The following is an 18,122-nucleotide window of genomic DNA, read 5'->3' on the forward strand; positions in this document are numbered from 1 at the left end:
CTCTTTTCATCGAGCACGCTTGCTTTTAATCTCCTAACGATTGTCCTACTCTTTTCAGCACTTCGCCGATCCGTTCATTTTGGATGACCTCATCTGCCCATGCATCCAATGGGGTTGGTTCCTGATTGACAATGACCAGTCTGGCCCCTCTTTCTTTTGCATGCTGCGGAAACCAATTGGCTGGACTCACGGTAAGCGAAGAACCTAATACGATGAACAAATCGGCTTGTTCGGTCCACGAGATGGCCTGATCGACTTGCGATTGCGGCAAAGATTCCCCAAATAGGACAACACCCGGACGCAAAAATCCTCCGCATGCGCAGATCGTCCCTTGTTCCTCCAGATAACGCGTGTTGGCATACTCCGTCCCGCAGGCGAGACAGCGGATTTTCGCAAGGGAGCCATGGAGTTCGGCTACAGCCAAGCTTCCCGCTTCTTGATGAAAGCCATCTACATTTTGTGTAATGATCCCATGAACGAATCCACGCCGTTCCCATTCTGCTAAGCATTCGTGTCCGGCGTGTGGCTTGCAGGTTATCAATCCTTGAATGCGCATCTGATAAAATTCCACAAACGCTTCCCGATTCTCCATCATCGCGCGTGTACTCGCGAGTTGCATCGGATCTTTGCCGCGCCATAGCCCAGACTGTGAACGAAAATCAGGCAAGCCACTCTCTGTCGACATGCCTGCTCCAGTAAATACAACGGTAAAGGAAGATGTCCGCAACCAGTGTGCCAGATGTTCCATCATGGTCTCCCCTTTTTTTGAAAATGTTCTTCTCCTGATTGTAATAGAAGAATGCCGGATTTGGGAGACCTGCCCACCAGGACACCATCTGTCTTTCCATTTAATAGGATGGGTAATCGGGCTGTGGTGGATATCCGGTATGGCAGGGGTGCGTGCTATATTGCGGAAATCCGGTCGGCTGTTGATAGACTGGCTGCTGTCCATATCCACCCTGCTGCACATAGTTGGCATCGTAATAACCGTAACCGTCTGGCATCTGGCTCGAGTAACCATAGTACGGGTACTGACTTGAGACAGCTCTATCTGGCAACTGCCCCTGCTGCTGACATCCTACTGGCGGGCCAATCACGACGGTTTGGGTAATAGGCGCAAATGTTTCTTTTACCTTTGCTTCGTCTAAACAATACGTATGTGCCCACACACTCGCTGGAGTTAAGCGCAAAATATCGGAGCCAAAGATCACCTCAGGAATAGGCGCATCAAAAATAGCCAGTAGATGCGTATCGTCTGTCAAAGCCATTTCATAGTGCCACCAGCCCTGTGGGATATTGGCAACTTGTCTCGGTTTAATATTGTAGTTGAGCAATTGATTGGTAAAAGGATTGATTAAGGATACAATGGCCTCACCAGCGATGCAGTACACCAGCTCCGCTGCATTTTGATGAATGTGTGGCTCGACAACATTTCCGGTTGTCAAGAAAATATCCAACAACGAATTGTTGCCTAATGTATTTAATTGGGCGATCCCCAGGGAATCGATGAAATTCCGATCGTCCTTTTTGAAAAACAGATTATTTCTCATGTCGTACGTGAATTGAGTATTTGGCGATGTATAGTCGCGATAGGAAGTAGCCATCTGTCGTTTGATCCTCCCACCGTATGGGTATTTGACTCATTTGTATCTCTATTCCCGTTCACAAAATATGTGCACTCATCTATTCAAACGAGAAAGAGACACACCCTTTCACCCTCCACTTTGCACAAACATATCCTACTAAAAGGCATAACGGGTAATCGAGGAGGGTGATCTTGTTTGGCTACTTATTTGGTCTCGGATATACATGGTCAGAATCAGGCTTTTCAAAAGGCGCTGCGGGACGTTTCCTTCTCCCCCCAAGCTGGTGATCGTCTGTTCGTATTGGGGGATATGATCGATCGAGGACCTGAATCAAAGGAAGTACTGCTCGATTTACTCGCTCTTCGACAAGCGTATCCGAGCCAAATCTATCTCATAAAAGGCAACCACGAGCAAATGCTTGCAGATTGGCTATCCGGCAACGGCAATCCGGAGTTATACCTGCGCTACAATGGCGGTGATGCCACCATTCGTTCTTTTTTAGGAAACCACCCGCTTCGGCGAGCTTTTCTTAATCGGATGCCTTCTTTGCAGGAACAAGAAGAAGCGCGGCAATTCATCCTTTCTCGCTATCCAACCATTTTGCCAGCCTTGTCGTCTCTTCCTTTGTATATTGAGCTACCAGCCGATCCGCGTACAGGAGCTCCAGCCGCACTTTTGGTCCACGCAGGCATTCGACCCGGTATCCCCTTGCAGGAACAAAATCCGCAAGATTTACTATGGATTCGCGAGCCTTTTTACCTTTATTATGATGGAGAACTCCCTGTCATCTTTGGCCATACCCCTGTTCCAGGATTACCTCAATACTCAGGCAGCGGTCCTTGGCAAAGAGACAATATGGTTGGCATTGATGGTGGCGCAGGATATTGGCGAGGCGTCCTGCTCGTCGAATGGCCTTCTCTTCCATCCATTTTCGTACCGATTCGGGATAGGCAATCCTCTCCACAAGTACGGGTCTACTGAGCATGCTTAAGGAAAACTGGGAGCTTTCGCACTGGTGCTCCTACCTGCTGCAAGTGCATCGGGTAGTGCATCCAGTTTGATGCAGAAGACAAGCCCATTCGTTCAATAAATTATTACTTTTTATAATCTACTTTCGATTTGTAATATGTTAAGATATGGACGAGGTGTTTATATGAAACGTCAGCAAATCGTGGAACAAGCCATGTTTGCCGCATGGGGAGTCTCCCTCATCGCAACAGGAGGCAGTTTGTTTTTTTCAGAAGTGTTAAAGTACATACCGTGTGACCTGTGCTGGTATCAGCGAATCTTGATGTACCCGCTCGTCATCTTACTCGGAGTTGCCTCCGCGAAGAAAGATGACAAGATCGCGTCGTACGCCTTGATTCTCTCCATCATCGGAGGACTCACATCGCTGTATCATTACTCGATCCAAAAAATACCTGCCCTGCAAGATCTGGGCAGCGCTTGCGGCATTGTGCCATGCAGCACGGACTATATTAACTGGCTAGGTTTTATCACGATTCCGTTCCTTGCTCTCATTGCCTTCACCTTGATCAGCATCCTGCTTGTCATCGTTATGAAAAATGCAAAGGAGAAATGATTCATGAAGAAAGTCATCTTTCTATCCATCCTTGTGGCTGCGATCCTGATCGGTGCGATCGTGTACTCTGACATTTCGAACCGTCAGCTTGCGGAAGGAAACCCTTATGGGAAAGCCAATTTGCACCCAGCTACTCTCGAACAATTGAGTGACCCCCTGTACGATAATCTCATTATGCCTGATGAACTCAAAGGTAAGCTCGATAATCAGGAGGATGCGTTTGTTTACTTTTACAGCCCGGTTTGTGAGCACTGCAAAGCAACTACCCCCGTCCTTGTACCGATCGTGAAAAGCTTGGACATCGATATGAAAAAGCTTAATTTGCTGGAATTTAACGCCAGCTATGGTGAATACAACATCGAATTTACCCCTACCCTCGTTCATTACAAGGGCGGCAAGGAAGTAGCTCGACTCGTCGGCGGACGCGAAGCAAGCGAATGGAAAGCTTGGTTGGAAGAACAGAAAAAATCATAACGTGCGGTAGCCTCCCTCGATTCTTTGCGGGAGGCTCTTTTCATATTGGACATACGTGACAAATATGTGAAGAATTCCGTTCCCTTGGAAGAAATAGCCCGAACGAGTCATTAGGCTTTTCCAGTTAATTGCCTATAATGAGTACTGGGGATAATCCTTGAAAACGGAGGTAATCGCATGACCCTCACTTATTTCACTGAAACCTTTGGCTTTCGGGCGACATGGAATCCAGAGCTGATTCTTTTGACCTTCTTGATCGGTCTGGCTTACTTCTCGCTGACCGGACCATTACGCCAAACTTTTCAAGATTCCACACCTGTGACACGCAAGCAAAAGACTTTTTTCACACTCGGCTTAATTGGTTTTTACTTTAGTATGGGGAGTCCCTTGAACGTAGCTGGGCATTTTTTGTTTAGCGCCCACATGCTGCAGCAATCGTTGCTCTATCTCGTAATGCCCTTGCTGCTTTTGGCAGGGACCCCGTCATGGTTGATCCGCTCCCTGTTCTATCGCCGGGGGCTCAAGCTTTTCATGCGCATAGCGAGTCATCCGATACCTGCTATTCTTATGTTTAATGCCCTGTTCTCGTTTTACCATATGCCTGTTATTTTAGACTTGGCAATGAACAACCTGGCCCTACATAATTTGATTCATTTACTGCTGCTGGTGACTGCAATTTTGATGTGGATGCCTGTTGTCGCACCCATACCGGAAATTCACCGTCTGTCGGAACTGCAAAAGCTCGCCTACATCTTTGCTAACGGCGTTTTGATTACGCCTGCATGCGCACTGATTATTTTTTCAGCAACACCGTTGTATACGACATATGTAGACGGTCCTTCCATGCTCTGCGCTCCATTCTTTTCCACGCCGATCGACAAATCAATGTTTGCCGTTCCCCTTCTCCCTCTGGAGGATCAACGGCTGGGCGGAATTGTGATGAAGCTCATGCAGGAGCTGACGTACGGAGTCGTTCTGGCTTACATCTTCTCTACCTGGTATCGAAAAGAAAAGAATCAGGAAGAGGACGGACTCATGACGCCATAGCCAAAAAGAAGATATAGAAAGGAGGCGCCACACACACGTGAATATCGCCCCTGCTACTGCAATCCGAATCAGACGGTTGCTCTTGTTGTTACCCGTCCTTGTTCTTGTTGCTCTTGTCGCTTCTTGGGTTTGGTTCGGGCCCAAAAACGCCCAGGCGAAATTACCTGATGTGACTCTGCAAACCATCGATGGACAATCCTATTCGCTAGCACCGCAAAAGAAAACGTTTCGCTTGGTGGAGCTGATTTATACCCGTTGCCCGGATATTTGTCCCACGACAACGGTAAAAATGGTTCAGCTGCAAAAGCGCTTGCTCGAAGCAAACCTGATGGGGCAAGAAGTTGAGTTTTTGACCATCACGATTGATCCGCAAAACGACACCCCTGATGTCATGCGCTACTATGCCAAGCAGTTGGGGATTCAAGAACAAGGCTGGACCCTGCTTCGGGGTGATGAGGAAACGATCAAAACAGTTACAAATTCGCTTGGCTTTTTTGCCAATAAGATGGATGATGGATTTATCTCTCATACATCGAGTACGTATCTCGTGGATGATAACAATGCTGTCATTCAAAAATTCGGCATGGGGGACGATTTCGATCCCGAACAAATTTATCAGGAACTGTTGAAATTGAAGAAGGAAGGGTAATCCAACATGAAACGTACGATGATTCTGCTCTTATCCATGCTTATGCTCCTTTTAGCCGCTTGTGGAAAAGAGAACGAGCAACAAGCTTTTCAACCCGGAGCTCCCGTTCAGGCTGCCTTTACATTGGAGCCAAAGGAGCTTGTAGCGGGCGACACCGTTACCTTCTCCGTGAAAGTCACACAAGATGGCCAACCCGTGGATGATGCCAAGGAAGTGAAGTTCGAATGGTGGAGGGATGGGCAAGAAAAGCATGAAACAATCCCGGCTTCGCTGCAAGGAGACGGTGTCTATACGGCCCAACAAACCATTAGCGAGCCAGGTTCTTATTTTGTCTACTACCATGTGACAGCACGTGATTTCCACAATATGCAAAAGACACCGTTCACCGTAAACAGCAAGGCTGGTGAGACGCCTGGGGCTACGCCCTCCGCTCCTCCAGCTGACGCAGGTCAGTCGCACGATCATGGGGCGGCAGGTCACGTGAATGCTGATACAGTTGATTATCATTTCTCTCCAGCCGACAATATTCAAGTGGCAACCCCAGCTGCTCTCACTGTTCACCTTATGAAAAACAACAAAGCGTTGGACAAAGCGACAGTCAAATTCGAGTTCTGGCGGGGAAATGACGAGAAGCACAGCTTCGTCGATGCAACGGAAACTGCGGCTGGCCAGTATGAAGGCAACGTACAGTTCCCCACTGCCGGGGATTATACAGTGAAGGTCCATGTAGAAAAAGGAGACATTCATGATCACAAAGATTTTCCACTCTCCATAAAATAAGTCCTTCCAAATAAAAAGGCCTTCCTCCCAAGGAATGGCCTTTTTGCTCGCAAATGGCGTTAGCAGGTAAAATAGGAGATTCGATCCAAATCCGTCCCGTAATACTCCCACCGATATCTTCTCCAGCGATATCCGGCTACAGAGTTACGGCTGACGTAGACGGGGTAAAACCAGAAAGAGCGACCATTTCGCAGCCAAACGTACGTGTAACGATATAAACAGGGATAGAATCCGCCAGCATCGATCCGGCGGGTTCCCCCATAGCCTCTTGCTCCCGGTGCACTTGGCGTCCTGCTCGGTGGAGGACCTGGTGGCGGAGGGGGAAAACCTCCCGGGGAACCGGGGGAACCTTGATAACCTGGGGAACCTTCTGGACCGCCAGGGGGAAATTGGTATGACATGACGTGTCACCTCCTACTAGTCTCCCTATAGGAAATGCAGCAAACGCACAGATGGTATGTGCGTTTGCCCGCCGTCATTCACCTATTTTTTCCGCAAGAGCCTGTATATAAATCCCTTGTCCGCCACCCCGCAGGCGTCCCCACTCTTTCATCCATTCCCAGCGCTTCGATTGGCAGTTACCCTGCACAAAAATTGTACAGTCTCTCCCATTTTCAACTGATTCGATCCTTTTACGAGAACGGCTGTATTTGGCTTCAGCTGTTTTGCTAGACGCCGATGCAAGCCTGCTTTACTCAAGCAATGCCTGACCCGATTTGCCGGAAAACCGGAGAGAATCGCTGCTCTGGCAATATTCCTAGCACTTCTTCCCAGTGTATATAAGTAGTCTACATTTTTTTGACTCAAATATTTCCCGACATCCTCATGACCTTTCACGTCGTATTTACCCATTTCCAGCATACTGGCGAGCACCGCGATTTTTGTCGTATGCCCTACCTGGCTTAACACATCAATCGCTGCCTTGGCCGCATCCGGATTCGAGCTGTAGGTATCATCCAGCACCTGAATGTTATTCGCGAGTCGATAGCTAGCTAGTCGTCTGCGCTGTCCGCGAAACTGACTTAACCCGCGACGAATAACATCGACGGGAATCCCCATCGTATGCGCGACTGCAATAGCAGCCAACGCGTTGTACAAATTATGCTCGCCGGGAATGGGGACAAAAAATGATTCCTTTTCTCCACGCAAAGAACATTCGAATCGAAACCCGTTGCCCTCCATTTTCGTTCTTCCCGCCTTATAGTCCGCCTCCTGCTCCTTGCCAAATGTTACGATTTTTCCCGTGAACGAACCCAGATAAGGCTGTTGAATAAACTGGCGAGAATAAGGACAGTCCCAATTCAGAAAAATGGTTCCCGTGGGTTTCATATGACGAATTAACTCCGTTTTTGCTAACGCCAGCTTCCTGGCATCACCGCCAAAATTTCCGATATGAGCCGTGCCAATATTCGTAATGACTCCCATCGACGGCTGTATGATTTTGCAATGCTGTCGCAAATGACCGCTTCGATAAATACCATACTCAAGCACTGCGGCCTTGTGCTCGTCCCGAATTCTTTTGGCATGCGCTCTTGTATTTCCCAGGAAGTTCTTGTTGTACATCGATTTATATGTGGGCATGCGTAGATTCAGGATGGTATAGATCATTTCCTTTGTTGTGGTTTTCCCTGCACTTCCCGTCACAGCGATAACCGGCTTGTCGAGAATCAGTGTGTTTGCCGGGACAGCAGCTCTTCTCTTCTTTTTCACGGGCATCACCCCTTTGCCTCGTTCTTCTCTCGATCAGCTTTCCTATTGTATGAACGGCATAGACAGCCTGTATAGACCATTATCTATGAAAACGTTCCGCTACTATCCAAATCAGACGGACGACTTCTGGAATAGAGTAGGAGGGGAGGTGAAGCGCATGACAAAGAAGGCCACCATCGCCGCTGTAGGCGACATTCTGATGTGGAAAGAGCAGGTGGCAACTGCCAGATTGCCTGGTACAGATCAATTCTCTTTTACGGATATGTTTCATCCCGTGGCACCGATTCTCTCAGCGGCAGATCTCACGATTGGCAATTTAGAAACCACCTTTTCCGGGAAAACACAGCCCTATCAAATCGGTTCGGCACGAACCGGTTACCCTCGCTTCAACTGTCCAGATGAATTGGCTCGGGACTTGAAAACATCTGGATTTGATGTATTGACTACAGTGAATAACCACTGTCTGGATGGCGGAGTAACCGGACTATGCCGAACCCTTGATGTTTTGGATCGATACAAGCTTGCTCATACCGGAACCTATCGTAGCCCCGAAGAGGCAAATACCTACCTGATCAAGGAGGTAAACGGCATTCGCATCGCCCTGCTTGCTTACACCTACGGGACAAACAAGCAGGTAATCCCCGCTCATACGCCATGGATCGTTCGACTTCTTCATCTTGACACGATATTATCCGACCTGAGAAAAGTCCGTCCTCTCGTCGATCTGGTGATCATCTCCCTTCACTTTGGGATTGAATTCCGCTATACTCCGACAACACGCCAGCGACAGCTCGTACAAAGCCTGCTCGACAACGGTGCTGATGTCATCCTCGGGGCTCACCCACATGTTCTGCAGCCTGTTGTCACCCCGAGTATCACGACTGCTCACGGAACAAAAAGACAAACGCTAGTCGCATATTCTTTAGGCAATTTCACATCAGAGAAAATGCTCTCGTTTGATCAATCCCAGTGCGGGGCAATCCTGCGATTTACTGTCGAAAAGAATGAGAGGAATCAGATTTCACTCGAGCAAATTTCGGTCATCCCGACGTTTTCGCAACGGTATGTAAGTCAAGGGCGTATATGCTTTCGTGTCATCCCCATGCGTTCGTATCTGAAAAGCCCTGATCTGTATTTGCGACCTCTGCAGAGAAAAAAGCTCCAGTTGCTGTGGAATCGCGCCATCCGCATCATAGGTAGGTCGCGGGGCGTATTGATTGAATAACACAAGAGCAAACGAGGGGGCGGGCATTTTGCTCCCTACCCTCCCCATTTTTCTACATAGACGGCGATTGACGATTCACAGAACATTTTGGTAAAATCCATTTGTAACTAACAAAATTATTTTAGATGGTTACAAAGGAGAGATTACTTGCATGATCACCGTTCGCCGTATCCACTCGGAGGATTTACCTGTATTTCTTGCATTTCCGGACCACCCTGCGTCCGTTCGGGATGATATAGCTGCTTACCTCAACAAAATGTTCACACAAGGAGCTATGCGCCAGGACTGGTGCTTCGTTCTGGAGGTACATGGCAAGATAGCTGGTCGTCTCGCCTTCTGGACATTGCCTGGCAGTAAACAAGCAACTGATTTGGTATTGTGGGAGCTTCCATGGAAAGAAACAGAATGCCCTTCGCTCGGCGCTCATTTCTTACGTGAAGTCTTCACACTCATGGCGGGGAATCTTTCGGAGAAAATCGGCTATGTTCTGGATTCACCTTCCTCCTCTCCTCAATGGCAAACGGATCACCAAGAGCGAAGAAACGTTCTGGAAGCACTCGGCTTTCGGATTAGCCGGGAAACTAACCGATTCGAATGGCATGCTCCGATGGAGGCAGCTGCTCTACCCTCAAACGAAACGCATGATCTGATCGTGTACCGCAGTCTTCCTGAGGTTGGCGAGGCTGCATTTGTGGATGCCATCCTGCGTGTCTCGCAATTCACCCATGATCAACAAATTACAGAGGAGCGCTTGGAAAAAGGCCCTCTAGCCCAAGCACAGGAAATGTTCCAAGATTTGCAACAAATGAAGTACGAACCGGAATGGTGGCAGCTTGCCTATACAGAAAAAAATGAGCTCATTGGTTTTTTGATGCCTACGGTCAGCCCTACCTTCGCTACGATTGGATACATCGGAGTTCTCCCCGAGCAAAGAGGACACGGCTATATTGATCGATTGCTGAAGCAGGCCACAGACGTTCTTGTACAAGCAGGCGAAACATACATCCGCGCGGATACCGATGTAAAAAACACGCCAATGGCCAAAGCCTTTTTACGTGCTGGATACCAACAGTTTGCCAATCGCCAAGAATTTTCCTTGGATCATGGCTTGTTGCTCTAAAAGACATACAAAAAAGGGGGCGATTGCAGTAACAATCACTCCCCTTGATTACCTTGTATGGACAATATTTATGGCACAATCTCAGACATTTCTTCTGGGCATACAGCATGCTTCAGCATCACTGTTGCCTGTTCCGTATCTACGTCTTTTACAAGTTCAATCTCACTAATGAGGAGCTGCTGCGCAGTATCCAACATCATTTTGTCGCTCGATCCCAATACTTTAACTTTACTCATACCAACCAAATCACGAATGACCTCAGATTGCTCGTAAATATCGCCACTCTTCATTTTTTCTGTATGAAGCTTGTAGCGCTGCGCTGCATTCAAGGCGGTGTCGCGTTGCCCCTCTCGCATGGCGGCCAAAACATTCTCCAGAATGTCGGCTTCGACCACCTTTCGAATACCAAGAGCGGACATCTTTTCAACCGGGACCATGATGTTTAATTCTTTCAGCATCATGTTGAGCACATAATAGAGGTGTTTTTCACCCAGAAATTCTTTCTCCTCCATCGCCTCGATTACGCCTGCTCCGTGCATCGGATAAAAAACCTTGTCTCCAACTTGAAACATACGTCCACCTCCTTCAAAGCAATCTATATCCATTATAGCACAAAAATCGGATTTGAAATTTTTTATTTTATCATGACGTTTAAAATTAAGTCAACAAAAAATTTACATCTTACTCATTGAGCGTTTCTGTTGCCATTCGCCGCCTAATTTAAATACGATCACACCCCCGATAATGACCAGAACCCCAAACAATTGTGTAAATGTCATCGGCACTTGAACCAGCCCTAACCAGCCGATTGAATCAGACCATAAAGCAAATCCGAGCTGGGCAGTGAGAACGATGGAGATGGCATACGTTGGGCCAAGCAGTCTCATTCCTTGTACCAGACAAAAGACCACCCCAACGCCGATCATACCGCTGAACCAGTACCACGGCTGCATAGCTGGAAGTGAAAACAACTGATCGCCTTCGAAAATAAGACCCATCGTCAAAGAAGACAGAAATCCCATCCCAAGCACAAGAGTCGTCGTAGACCATGTTCCTGCCTGTTCACTTACTTTCTTGTTGAAAATATTTTGGAGGCTGACCAACGAGCCAGCCAGTAACGCGAAGAATAGCCCGACTACCATGATTTTGACTCTCCTGTCCCATTATTCGTTCAGTGTCTCGCTCGCCATCTCAGCTAAACCTTCTCTATCCTTGATCAGTAGGAATCCATTGGCACGCTCAATTAGTCCCTCCTTGCAGAACTGTTGAATGACCCGATTCAAATGTCTGTAGCTCGTTCCAATCATATTCGCTGCATCCAAGAGATTGCTCGTACTGATCTGTTCTTTGTTGGCAAGGTTCCACTCTTCTATCGAAACGGACAACAAATAACGAGCGAAACGTACTTCTACTGGATACAGAAGGTTGGTGCTTAATGAGTTGGACTTCACACAAAATTTATTCGTAATGATTTGCAGTAAAAATTGCAGGAGTGGAGCATAGTCTGTTCCATATTTTTTCAACCAGCGATAATGAATCCCGATCATCTGAACAGACGATGCCGCTTCTACCGAATTCAGATAAGGAATTCCTCTTACATACTCAATATCTCCGATCACTTCAAGCGGCTTTTTAAAGGAAAGGATCAGTATTTTCCCTTCGGGGGAAGTCGTAAAAATCTTTACTTTGCCCTTCACCAAAACATACAGATGACAGGCCAATTCACCCTGGGCACAAATGAGCTCCCCTTGATCAAATTGGTACAAGGACAAATGCGGCAGAAAAGGCTCATGAAAGACAGACGCTAACTGATGGTCATGGAGATATTGTTGCAAAAGCTCACGATTTTCAATTTCCTTCATCCCTCTGTTTTCACCCTCTCGCTATCAGGCTCTCAGTATCAGCACACCCAGAATCATCATCCCGATCCCAATAAAATGCGGCAGCCTCATCTTTTGTTTATCGACACCGAACCACCCATTGCTGTCAATGAGAAAAGTCAGGCTTAGCTGCGCAATCAAGAGGGCTGAAATCGTCATGGTTACCCCGATATGCTGGATGGCCGTAACATTGCTAAAAATGATAAACGCAGCGAATGCTCCACCTGTCAAATATAACGGTTTCACTTGCCTGTATGCCTGCCATTTTCCATCCCGAAAAAACAACAGGAGGAAAAAAGCCGTGAGGAAGCCCGTTAACTGCGTAAGTGTCGCGGTTTGCCACGCCCCAATATCTTGACTGATTCTTGAATTCGCTACACCTTGCAAGGTAATGAAAACACCGCCGAAAATCGCAAAAACAATCCCTTTCATCCTCTCACCTCACACTGATCTGTTCCTAATTAAAAGGGATGGCAAGGTGGATAGGGAAGGACATATGTCCTTATGATTTTCGTTGCAAAAAAACAAAGGAGAGGCCCTTCCTGTTAAAGGGACCTCTCGCTCATTCTTCTCATTGAATCTTTTTTTGTTTCACGATCCCTATTACAAGCAGAACGATCATCCCAACGATGGTGATCGGCAGAAACCACTTCCCAAAGCCGCCTCCCCATCCTAGCGCAATGGAGACCGACTCCAACAAGATTACGGAAAAAATAATTAAGCAGCTATTTTTTATTTGATTCACGATTTTTCGACTGTGCAAATAAAACTGTTTGGCATTCGATTCAGAGAAGCGTGCCGGATAGTTATGCAACTCCGGATGTTTCTCGAGTACCTGCATGAGGAAAATGATAAAGACGCCAATCCCAGGTAACAGAAGCAGTTCCCATTTTGAGCTCCAGCGATCTACTTCCCCCAAAGCATTGTAATGGGCAGGCACCTCGTCAGGAGGGGCTTATTCCATGCAAAGACTAAAAAGAGTAGCGATCCCACGAAAAATAAAAAACCAACTACATCCCATAACCATTCGCTGCCTGTCTTTGGAATATTTATGATTGGTCTCTTCATATTCTCCCCCTTACTGCTGCTCCTCCTACAAGCATTTTACCATTTATGTCCATTTGGGAGTCAAGGTCAATCCGTTACACACTTCTGGGCGTTTTTACATATCTTGAGTGGAGTAAGGAGGGAACAACAGTGAACGACCCATTGCGAGAGAGTATGTTGTTTGAGCATCGTTTCTGGCTACAAATTCTGGGCGATCATGCCCGCTTTATTTTTCAATCGCTTGCTCCGAATGAAGAGCAGGAAATTGAAAGAGCCGTTTACTTTATCGAGTCATTTGACCACTTGCTGGGAAACGCCAGGCAAAACCTGTCTTCCGATGAACTGCATACACTCAACCAACAAGCAAGCACACTCACCCAACAACTTCGTGATTTTAAACTCCACATTCTAGAAAGGCATCTCATCAGTAAAATATCGATCAGCCTCCCCCCAACGTTTATGAACCACATGGTCAATGAGCTAGAAGAGTACGAACGAATTTTGCATGCTTTTCTCTCTGGAAGCTTGCCACCTGCCAATCACCCGGTAGAGCTCCACCTTCTGTGGCTATCCGATGCGGTAGGGCATGCGGCCACCATCACTTCCCTTTTGGACATGGTGGAAAAAGACTATCAGCTCAAAAGCGAACGATTTACCAAAAAGTTCGAGCACTTTTACCTAAAAGCGGTGGAATTAGCCGGGTACCTCCGAACGAACCTGCATAACTTCCCGGCACTACGCCGTTTTAACCATCAAGCAGAAATAGAAATGAAGCTTTTTCAAGTATTCTTGCATGAATTGGAAGAGATGCGGATGCGTGATGAATTGCTAGGCGTTTTCTCCCCGCTCATGGCCGACCATATGTCTCGGGAAGAATGCTACTATTTGATGAAGCTATCTGAGGTTTCCGACGTGCAATCACCAGACTGTTTCCCGACCAGACCGCGCATTGAGTAAGAGATTAATTATTGAGAAGGGGGCGAAAGCTAAAGGCTTTACGCCTCTTTTCCATTCCTTCATGGTGGTATCCACACATGCATAAGCAAGCAAGGAGCTGTCCTCATAGCATATAAGTACCAACGCTAAGGGGGCAGTGTCATGGATCCGATTGAGCATCATAGACGGAGAATGCGTCATCACTTGCGGCAAGCAGATCGTTATCGCTCGTTGGCTTTTGAACATCGCCATGATCGCATGCGTCATCATACCTTTCGAGAAAGAGAACACTTCCATCGCATGCGGGCCCATCACCACAGAACGCAAATACATTCGATGCGTCGTTTTTAAATGAAAAACTCCCGTTATCGGGAGTTTTTTATGGGACAAGTCAAATGAATGCCCGAGGCAATCGTATGAAGAAATGGCTTTGTTCTTATGGTGATTCCGTGCTCATGCCCATTCACGAAAACTGGGGAATGCTGTTTGGACTTCCATCTGCGTTTTGACTGATCCAATAGGGAGCCTCTTGATCAGCCTGCAAATAGAAAAGCCACCCGCAGTCCGAGTGGCTTCATCCTATTTACTCAAAAAACTGCCCCCGCTGCGAAAAACTACCGATTCTGCGGTTGCTTCGTCCGATAAAACTCATTAAACAACTTCATTAACGCTCGCTTTTCGATACGGGATACATACGAACGAGAAATGCCCAGCTCACGCGCAATTTCGCGCTGTGTCTTTTCTTTGTCCTGATCCAGCCCAAATCTGCCGATGATGACCTCTTTTTCACGCTCATCGAGGGTTGCACAGCGTCGACCACTTCGTCGGTTTCTGTGCCGAGGACGTCGATCAAGGTGATTTCATTCACCCTATGTGTTTATCTGTTTTTTGAATAAGCTTTGGACTTAATGAAAGGTACACACGAGAATCAAAGTTTATTCTCATCAGGGTATAACTCGCTTTACTGTTACAGTTCCAATGATTAAGAGATAACTATAATGTCGTATATGAAAAAGAAACTATTTCTCCATTTTTAAAAAATCCTATAATTAGGCATATTTTTAAAAAAACAGATAAATAGCTGTTTTAGATTTTGATCAGTCACAGGATACAGTCACATACAATCCGACGGATTGGCAGTTTGTTAGGGAAGAATTGACCAGCGAAGAGGCGAAAAAGGAGGCTCAAGCCTTCGATAATCTACTCACTCAAAGAGCTACGGAGATCGCTGCCGACACTGGCGTAGATTTGTCTAAATACGCGCAATTGAAAAAGCCGACGTTTGGAAAATGGACAAAGACCTATTCAAAGAGGTTAAAGAGCTGACTAGCAATCTTTCAGTGGGCGATAAAATGCCTCAAATCCATTTACACGAATCCGGCGAAAGTCTGTACGTACTGCGGCAATATGCGGATGGAACGAACACAGCTGTAGAGTTCGTACTGGAAAACGGCAAGTGGGAAAAGCAGTAGTATAGGTATTAGTAAAGAAACCCGTCCCCTCAAAACAGGGACAGGTTTGCTATTTCTTGAACACCTTATGAACATTCCCCTGAGCATTCCTTTGATTTGAATTTATTCCTTTTACTGTTTTGCTCAAATCATCGAAATATAATATATTTCTGAAGTAATTTGTTTTATTATCCATTTTTAACATTTCAAGGGGGATTATAATGATTTTAACAAACAGGTTCAGCAAGCAATTCTTTAGCTTTGCTCTTATGTTTTCCATTTTATTTTCTGGCCAGAACATTGGTCATGCGGAGGATCAATATACTAAGGATTTGATTCCTACAATGACAAGCCACTCATCACCAGAGGGAATCGCAAGTGCAAGTAGTGAAAACCAAGAACAACAAAAGTATTTTGCTTATTTGGCTTTTGATGATACTACAATTCCTGATGGCTTTGATGTTTGGGCTTCACTAACTACATCAAATGAGTGGTTACAATTTGAATTTACCTCAAAGAAACAAATACAAAAATATACTTTGGAACCCAAAAATTATGCTCATTCAGGTAGTCCGACTGATGGTATGTCACAGGCACCAAAAGATTGGCAATTTCAAGCATGGAATGGAGCCGATTGGATCGTTTTAGATTCACAATCGGGTATCACGGACTGGGTTCCAGGCACCAAGAAAGAATTTATGTTCAACAACTCAAATAGCTATAACAAGTACAGAATTTTTATTACTGCGAACAATGGTGGATGGGCCATTTCATTAGGCCAAATGGAAATGATGGAGAAAATTAATTCAACCCCAGACCCTGATCCAGAACCAATTCCAACTGGTGATAACGCACTTCTTGTAATTAAAATGATCAGTGGACTTGAAAAAGAATTTGAGCTGACTGCATCCGAAGTACAGGACTTCATTGACTGGTACAATGACCGCGCTGACGGTAGAGGAAAAGAAACATACATGTTCGATAAGGACTTTAACAAAGGGCCGTTTACCGCTCGAAAAGATTATGTAGCTTTCAGTAAGATTCAATCCTTTGAAGTAATGGAATATACCAAATAACATGCCGAGGCACCTCCTCTAACAGGAAGGTGCCTCGTACATTCTTAACGCTCGTCTATGCTGAAAGAATATAGTCTACGAATACTGGCGATGAATGGATTATCAGCTTGCTCGAGCAGCGTCAGGTATATAAATTCCATATATCATCACCACTACAATTGTATCAATACCAAAAGACACATGCGCTGGTAATTACTCGTAAGTACCTTCATAATGACCAGGAAAGGGATTTTCCTTGTTGTTTATTCAAAGTTCGTTTACCTTTGGTGTTTTTCGGTGCCCAGTTAGAAAAGGTATCCTCAATTATCTACAACTGCTTCTCAATTTGAATAATCTACCTTTGTATCAATTTCTTTTCTCAGCTTTGGTCTGATGAAGACTCCCCCGAACAAATGGACGAATTTAAACCGACTGCCCAAATAGGCAAGGACACAGGAACATACAATCGTAAGTATAAATAACATTACTAATCCTGAATCTCCTACTCTCAATCCTTTGAAGTGAAACAGTTCACTAATGATCAAAGGATGGATCAGGTAAATGAAAAAGGAATGGGTAGAGAACCAACAGACCGAGTGTAATACCTTCCTTGGCCAACCAGTCATGCTTGTAGACAGCCTGTACATGAACAAGGCGCTTACAACCGTGTACAACAAAGTGCTCGGCTTAGTTGAGGAGGCAAAAGTGTCCGTCCATTTACTATCGACCACCAATACGATCAGAGAGGCAAACCATGGTACAAACGTTTGCCAGAGCGTCAGCTTTCCGACAAATGCTGAGAATTCATTAAATCTCATTGCCACGAACATTCCCAAAACGAAGTAAAACACCCATACAGGAAAAAGAATAACATAAGGTACCTTGATGCTAGGTAGTACGATGAGTTGGTTGGCATGTAAATAAATTGCCATGTGCATTACTAAGGTCGATATAAACGAAACTGTTAGCGTCCAATTCGTCTTCGTCCGTAGAAGACTCTTCAAGAATGGATATATTAGATAGAGTTGGCAAATGATCACCAAGAAATATAGGTGAACGTAAGCCGTACCTTTCACCATATGCTTCCCTAGCGTTGTTAAAAGAACCCAGGGTTCGACTGACCCAAGATTGTATTGATGGGCATAGGTAAAGTAAAGTATGCTCCAGATCAAATACGGTAGTAAGATCTTATTATACCGCCTTTTAAAAAACTCTCGTTTCCCTATCCTCCCCCGGTCACTTAAGGCAAGACTTAACCCTGAAAGTAGAATAAACATTGGTACAGCGAAACGCGCTACCTGATTCCAAGCAAACGCCATAACACTAGTTTCTACATAACTCGCTGTTACATGGATTGAGATTACTGCAATAGCACTGATAGCCCTTAGATAATCAATCTCTTTAATTCTCGTATGAATGCACCTTCTCTTCTCTCTATGTTGTGGACCTCTGCAACAGTTTTCCATTCATGATAATAGCATTCTTTTGTAAATATCGGAAAATGTGGCTATTTTGCCCTACCAAAAATAAACAAAAGACCAGTCTCTGCTTTTTTACAGATACGGGTCGTAGTTTTTTCG

At 45.8% G+C, this 18,122-nt stretch carries 21 protein-coding genes and 2 pseudogenes; 12 read left to right on the forward strand and 11 right to left on the reverse strand.

Annotated features, from left to right (window positions below):
* Window positions 1-25: 25 nt before the first annotated feature.
* Together EL268_RS19935 and EL268_RS19940 are read right to left on the reverse strand one after the other, a co-directional pair.
* Window positions 26-748: an NAD-dependent deacylase gene (locus tag EL268_RS19935; RefSeq protein WP_106656682.1), complete on the reverse strand. Its 723-nt coding sequence runs from the start codon at window positions 746-748 to the stop codon at window positions 26-28.
* A gap of 100 nt (window positions 749-848) precedes the next feature.
* The gene (locus EL268_RS19940) at window positions 849-1,604 is read right to left on the reverse strand and encodes a cupin domain-containing protein (protein ID WP_106656683.1); all 756 of its coding nucleotides are present in this window, start codon (window positions 1,602-1,604) and stop codon (window positions 849-851) included.
* A gap of 177 nt (window positions 1,605-1,781) precedes the next feature.
* On the opposite strand from EL268_RS19940, the gene EL268_RS19945 reads away from it, so the two are divergent.
* From EL268_RS19945 to EL268_RS19970, 6 genes are all read left to right on the forward strand, one after another.
* Window positions 1,782-2,567, forward strand: a complete 786-nt coding sequence (locus tag EL268_RS19945) for a metallophosphoesterase family protein (protein WP_106656684.1) — start codon at window positions 1,782-1,784, stop codon at window positions 2,565-2,567.
* Between the two features lie 172 nt (window positions 2,568-2,739).
* Window positions 2,740-3,168, forward strand: coding sequence for a disulfide oxidoreductase (locus EL268_RS19950; protein ID WP_106656685.1), 429 nt, complete (start codon window positions 2,740-2,742; stop codon window positions 3,166-3,168).
* Window positions 3,169-3,171: 3 nt separating this feature from the next.
* Entirely contained in the window at window positions 3,172-3,642 is a 471-nt protein-coding gene (locus EL268_RS19955; RefSeq protein WP_106656686.1) for a thioredoxin family protein, read from the forward strand.
* 177 nt (window positions 3,643-3,819) lie between these two features.
* Window positions 3,820-4,689 (forward strand): cytochrome c oxidase assembly factor CtaG, encoded by an 870-nt coding sequence (ctaG, locus tag EL268_RS19960; protein ID WP_106656687.1) that lies wholly within the window; start codon window positions 3,820-3,822, stop codon window positions 4,687-4,689.
* Window positions 4,690-4,726: 37 nt separating this feature from the next.
* On the forward strand, window positions 4,727-5,338 hold the full coding sequence (locus EL268_RS19965; RefSeq protein WP_106656688.1) for an SCO family protein: 612 nt from the start codon (window positions 4,727-4,729) through the stop codon (window positions 5,336-5,338).
* A 6-nt stretch (window positions 5,339-5,344) separates the two neighbouring features.
* Window positions 5,345-6,118 carry a FixH family protein gene (locus EL268_RS19970; RefSeq protein ID WP_106656689.1) on the forward strand — a complete coding sequence of 258 codons (774 nt, stop codon included), beginning with the start codon at window positions 5,345-5,347 and terminating at the stop codon, window positions 6,116-6,118.
* 136 nt (window positions 6,119-6,254) lie between these two features.
* On the opposite strand, the gene EL268_RS33740 is transcribed toward EL268_RS19970, so the two are convergent.
* Together EL268_RS33740 and EL268_RS19980 are read right to left on the reverse strand one after the other, a co-directional pair.
* Entirely contained in the window at window positions 6,255-6,380 is a 126-nt protein-coding gene (locus tag EL268_RS33740; RefSeq protein ID WP_255438287.1) for a hypothetical protein, read from the reverse strand.
* A gap of 287 nt (window positions 6,381-6,667) precedes the next feature.
* Window positions 6,668-7,834, reverse strand: a complete 1,167-nt coding sequence (locus EL268_RS19980) for a UDP-N-acetylmuramoyl-tripeptide--D-alanyl-D-alanine ligase (RefSeq protein WP_106656691.1) — start codon at window positions 7,832-7,834, stop codon at window positions 6,668-6,670.
* A gap of 151 nt (window positions 7,835-7,985) precedes the next feature.
* On the opposite strand from EL268_RS19980, the gene EL268_RS19985 reads away from it, so the two are divergent.
* Together EL268_RS19985 and EL268_RS19990 are read left to right on the forward strand one after the other, a co-directional pair.
* On the forward strand, window positions 7,986-9,053 hold the full coding sequence (locus EL268_RS19985; protein WP_232029951.1) for a CapA family protein: 1,068 nt from the start codon (window positions 7,986-7,988) through the stop codon (window positions 9,051-9,053).
* Window positions 9,054-9,204: 151 nt separating this feature from the next.
* Window positions 9,205-10,173: a GNAT family N-acetyltransferase gene (locus EL268_RS19990; RefSeq protein ID WP_106656692.1), complete on the forward strand. Its 969-nt coding sequence runs from the start codon at window positions 9,205-9,207 to the stop codon at window positions 10,171-10,173.
* A gap of 68 nt (window positions 10,174-10,241) precedes the next feature.
* Here EL268_RS19990 and EL268_RS19995 read toward each other — a convergent pair whose 3' ends face one another.
* The 5 genes and pseudogenes from EL268_RS19995 to EL268_RS20015 all read right to left on the reverse strand — a co-directional run bounded on the left by EL268_RS19995 (window position 10,242) and on the right by EL268_RS20015 (window position 13,121).
* Window positions 10,242-10,745, reverse strand: coding sequence for a CarD family transcriptional regulator (locus tag EL268_RS19995; protein ID WP_106656693.1), 504 nt, complete (start codon window positions 10,743-10,745; stop codon window positions 10,242-10,244).
* 102 nt (window positions 10,746-10,847) lie between these two features.
* Window positions 10,848-11,315, reverse strand: coding sequence for a DMT family transporter (locus EL268_RS20000; protein ID WP_106656694.1), 468 nt, complete (start codon window positions 11,313-11,315; stop codon window positions 10,848-10,850).
* 21 nt (window positions 11,316-11,336) lie between these two features.
* Window positions 11,337-12,035, reverse strand: coding sequence for a Crp/Fnr family transcriptional regulator (locus EL268_RS20005; protein WP_106656695.1), 699 nt, complete (start codon window positions 12,033-12,035; stop codon window positions 11,337-11,339).
* A gap of 24 nt (window positions 12,036-12,059) precedes the next feature.
* Entirely contained in the window at window positions 12,060-12,485 is a 426-nt protein-coding gene (locus EL268_RS20010) for a DMT family transporter (protein ID WP_106656696.1), read from the reverse strand.
* 139 nt (window positions 12,486-12,624) lie between these two features.
* Window positions 12,625-13,121: pseudogene (locus tag EL268_RS20015) on the reverse strand (DUF1648 domain-containing protein).
* Between the two features lie 129 nt (window positions 13,122-13,250).
* Here EL268_RS20015 and EL268_RS20020 point away from each other — a divergent pair.
* Both EL268_RS20020 and EL268_RS20025 read left to right on the forward strand, forming a co-directional pair.
* The gene (locus tag EL268_RS20020) at window positions 13,251-14,057 is read left to right on the forward strand and encodes a DUF2935 domain-containing protein (protein WP_106656697.1); all 807 of its coding nucleotides are present in this window, start codon (window positions 13,251-13,253) and stop codon (window positions 14,055-14,057) included.
* A 141-nt stretch (window positions 14,058-14,198) separates the two neighbouring features.
* Complete coding sequence (locus EL268_RS20025) at window positions 14,199-14,387, forward strand: hypothetical protein (RefSeq protein WP_106656698.1); 189 nt, start codon at window positions 14,199-14,201, stop codon at window positions 14,385-14,387.
* 263 nt (window positions 14,388-14,650) lie between these two features.
* Here EL268_RS20025 and EL268_RS20030 read toward each other — a convergent pair.
* Window positions 14,651-14,901: pseudogene (locus tag EL268_RS20030) on the reverse strand (sigma-70 family RNA polymerase sigma factor); the annotation flags it as partial.
* Between the two features lie 424 nt (window positions 14,902-15,325).
* On the opposite strand from EL268_RS20030, the gene EL268_RS20035 reads away from it, so the two are divergent.
* Entirely contained in the window at window positions 15,326-15,508 is a 183-nt protein-coding gene (locus EL268_RS20035) for a hypothetical protein (protein ID WP_126435454.1), read from the forward strand.
* Window positions 15,509-15,708: 200 nt separating this feature from the next.
* Window positions 15,709-16,563 carry a discoidin domain-containing protein gene (locus EL268_RS33445; RefSeq protein ID WP_232029953.1) on the forward strand — a complete coding sequence of 285 codons (855 nt, stop codon included), beginning with the start codon at window positions 15,709-15,711 and terminating at the stop codon, window positions 16,561-16,563.
* A 320-nt stretch (window positions 16,564-16,883) separates the two neighbouring features.
* Here EL268_RS33445 and EL268_RS33975 read toward each other — a convergent pair whose 3' ends face one another.
* Window positions 16,884-18,008: an acyltransferase gene (locus EL268_RS33975; RefSeq protein ID WP_106656699.1), complete on the reverse strand. Its 1,125-nt coding sequence runs from the start codon at window positions 18,006-18,008 to the stop codon at window positions 16,884-16,886.
* Window positions 18,009-18,122: the final 114 nt, after the last annotated feature.

This window comes from Brevibacillus brevis (genome assembly GCF_900637055.1).
In the GTDB taxonomy this organism is placed as follows: domain Bacteria; phylum Bacillota; class Bacilli; order Brevibacillales; family Brevibacillaceae; genus Brevibacillus; species Brevibacillus brevis.

Coding starts and splice junctions, on each gene's coding strand:
- EL268_RS19935 (WP_106656682.1), bottom strand. CDS start 748: ATGGAACATCTGGCACACTGGTTGCGGACATCTTCCTTTACCGTTGTA.
- EL268_RS19940 (WP_106656683.1), bottom strand. CDS start 1,604: ATGGCTACTTCCTATCGCGACTATACATCGCCAAATACTCAATTCACG.
- EL268_RS19950 (WP_106656685.1), top strand. CDS start 2,740: ATGAAACGTCAGCAAATCGTGGAACAAGCCATGTTTGCCGCATGGGGA.
- EL268_RS19955 (WP_106656686.1), top strand. CDS start 3,172: ATGAAGAAAGTCATCTTTCTATCCATCCTTGTGGCTGCGATCCTGATC.
- ctaG (WP_106656687.1), top strand. CDS start 3,820: ATGACCCTCACTTATTTCACTGAAACCTTTGGCTTTCGGGCGACATGG.
- EL268_RS19970 (WP_106656689.1), top strand. CDS start 5,345: ATGAAACGTACGATGATTCTGCTCTTATCCATGCTTATGCTCCTTTTA.
- EL268_RS33740 (WP_255438287.1), bottom strand. CDS start 6,380: ATGGGGGAACCCGCCGGATCGATGCTGGCGGATTCTATCCCTGTTTAT.
- EL268_RS19980 (WP_106656691.1), bottom strand. CDS start 7,834: ATGCCCGTGAAAAAGAAGAGAAGAGCTGCTGTCCCGGCAAACACACTG.
- EL268_RS19985 (WP_232029951.1), top strand. CDS start 7,986: ATGACAAAGAAGGCCACCATCGCCGCTGTAGGCGACATTCTGATGTGG.
- EL268_RS19990 (WP_106656692.1), top strand. CDS start 9,205: ATGATCACCGTTCGCCGTATCCACTCGGAGGATTTACCTGTATTTCTT.
- EL268_RS19995 (WP_106656693.1), bottom strand. CDS start 10,745: ATGTTTCAAGTTGGAGACAAGGTTTTTTATCCGATGCACGGAGCAGGC.
- EL268_RS20000 (WP_106656694.1), bottom strand. CDS start 11,315: ATGGTAGTCGGGCTATTCTTCGCGTTACTGGCTGGCTCGTTGGTCAGC.
- EL268_RS20005 (WP_106656695.1), bottom strand. CDS start 12,035: ATGAAGGAAATTGAAAATCGTGAGCTTTTGCAACAATATCTCCATGAC.
- EL268_RS20010 (WP_106656696.1), bottom strand. CDS start 12,485: ATGAAAGGGATTGTTTTTGCGATTTTCGGCGGTGTTTTCATTACCTTG.
- EL268_RS20025 (WP_106656698.1), top strand. CDS start 14,199: ATGGATCCGATTGAGCATCATAGACGGAGAATGCGTCATCACTTGCGG.
- EL268_RS20035 (WP_126435454.1), top strand. CDS start 15,326: ATGGACAAAGACCTATTCAAAGAGGTTAAAGAGCTGACTAGCAATCTT.
- EL268_RS33445 (WP_232029953.1), top strand. CDS start 15,709: ATGATTTTAACAAACAGGTTCAGCAAGCAATTCTTTAGCTTTGCTCTT.
- EL268_RS33975 (WP_106656699.1), bottom strand. CDS start 18,008: ATGGAAAACTGTTGCAGAGGTCCACAACATAGAGAGAAGAGAAGGTGC.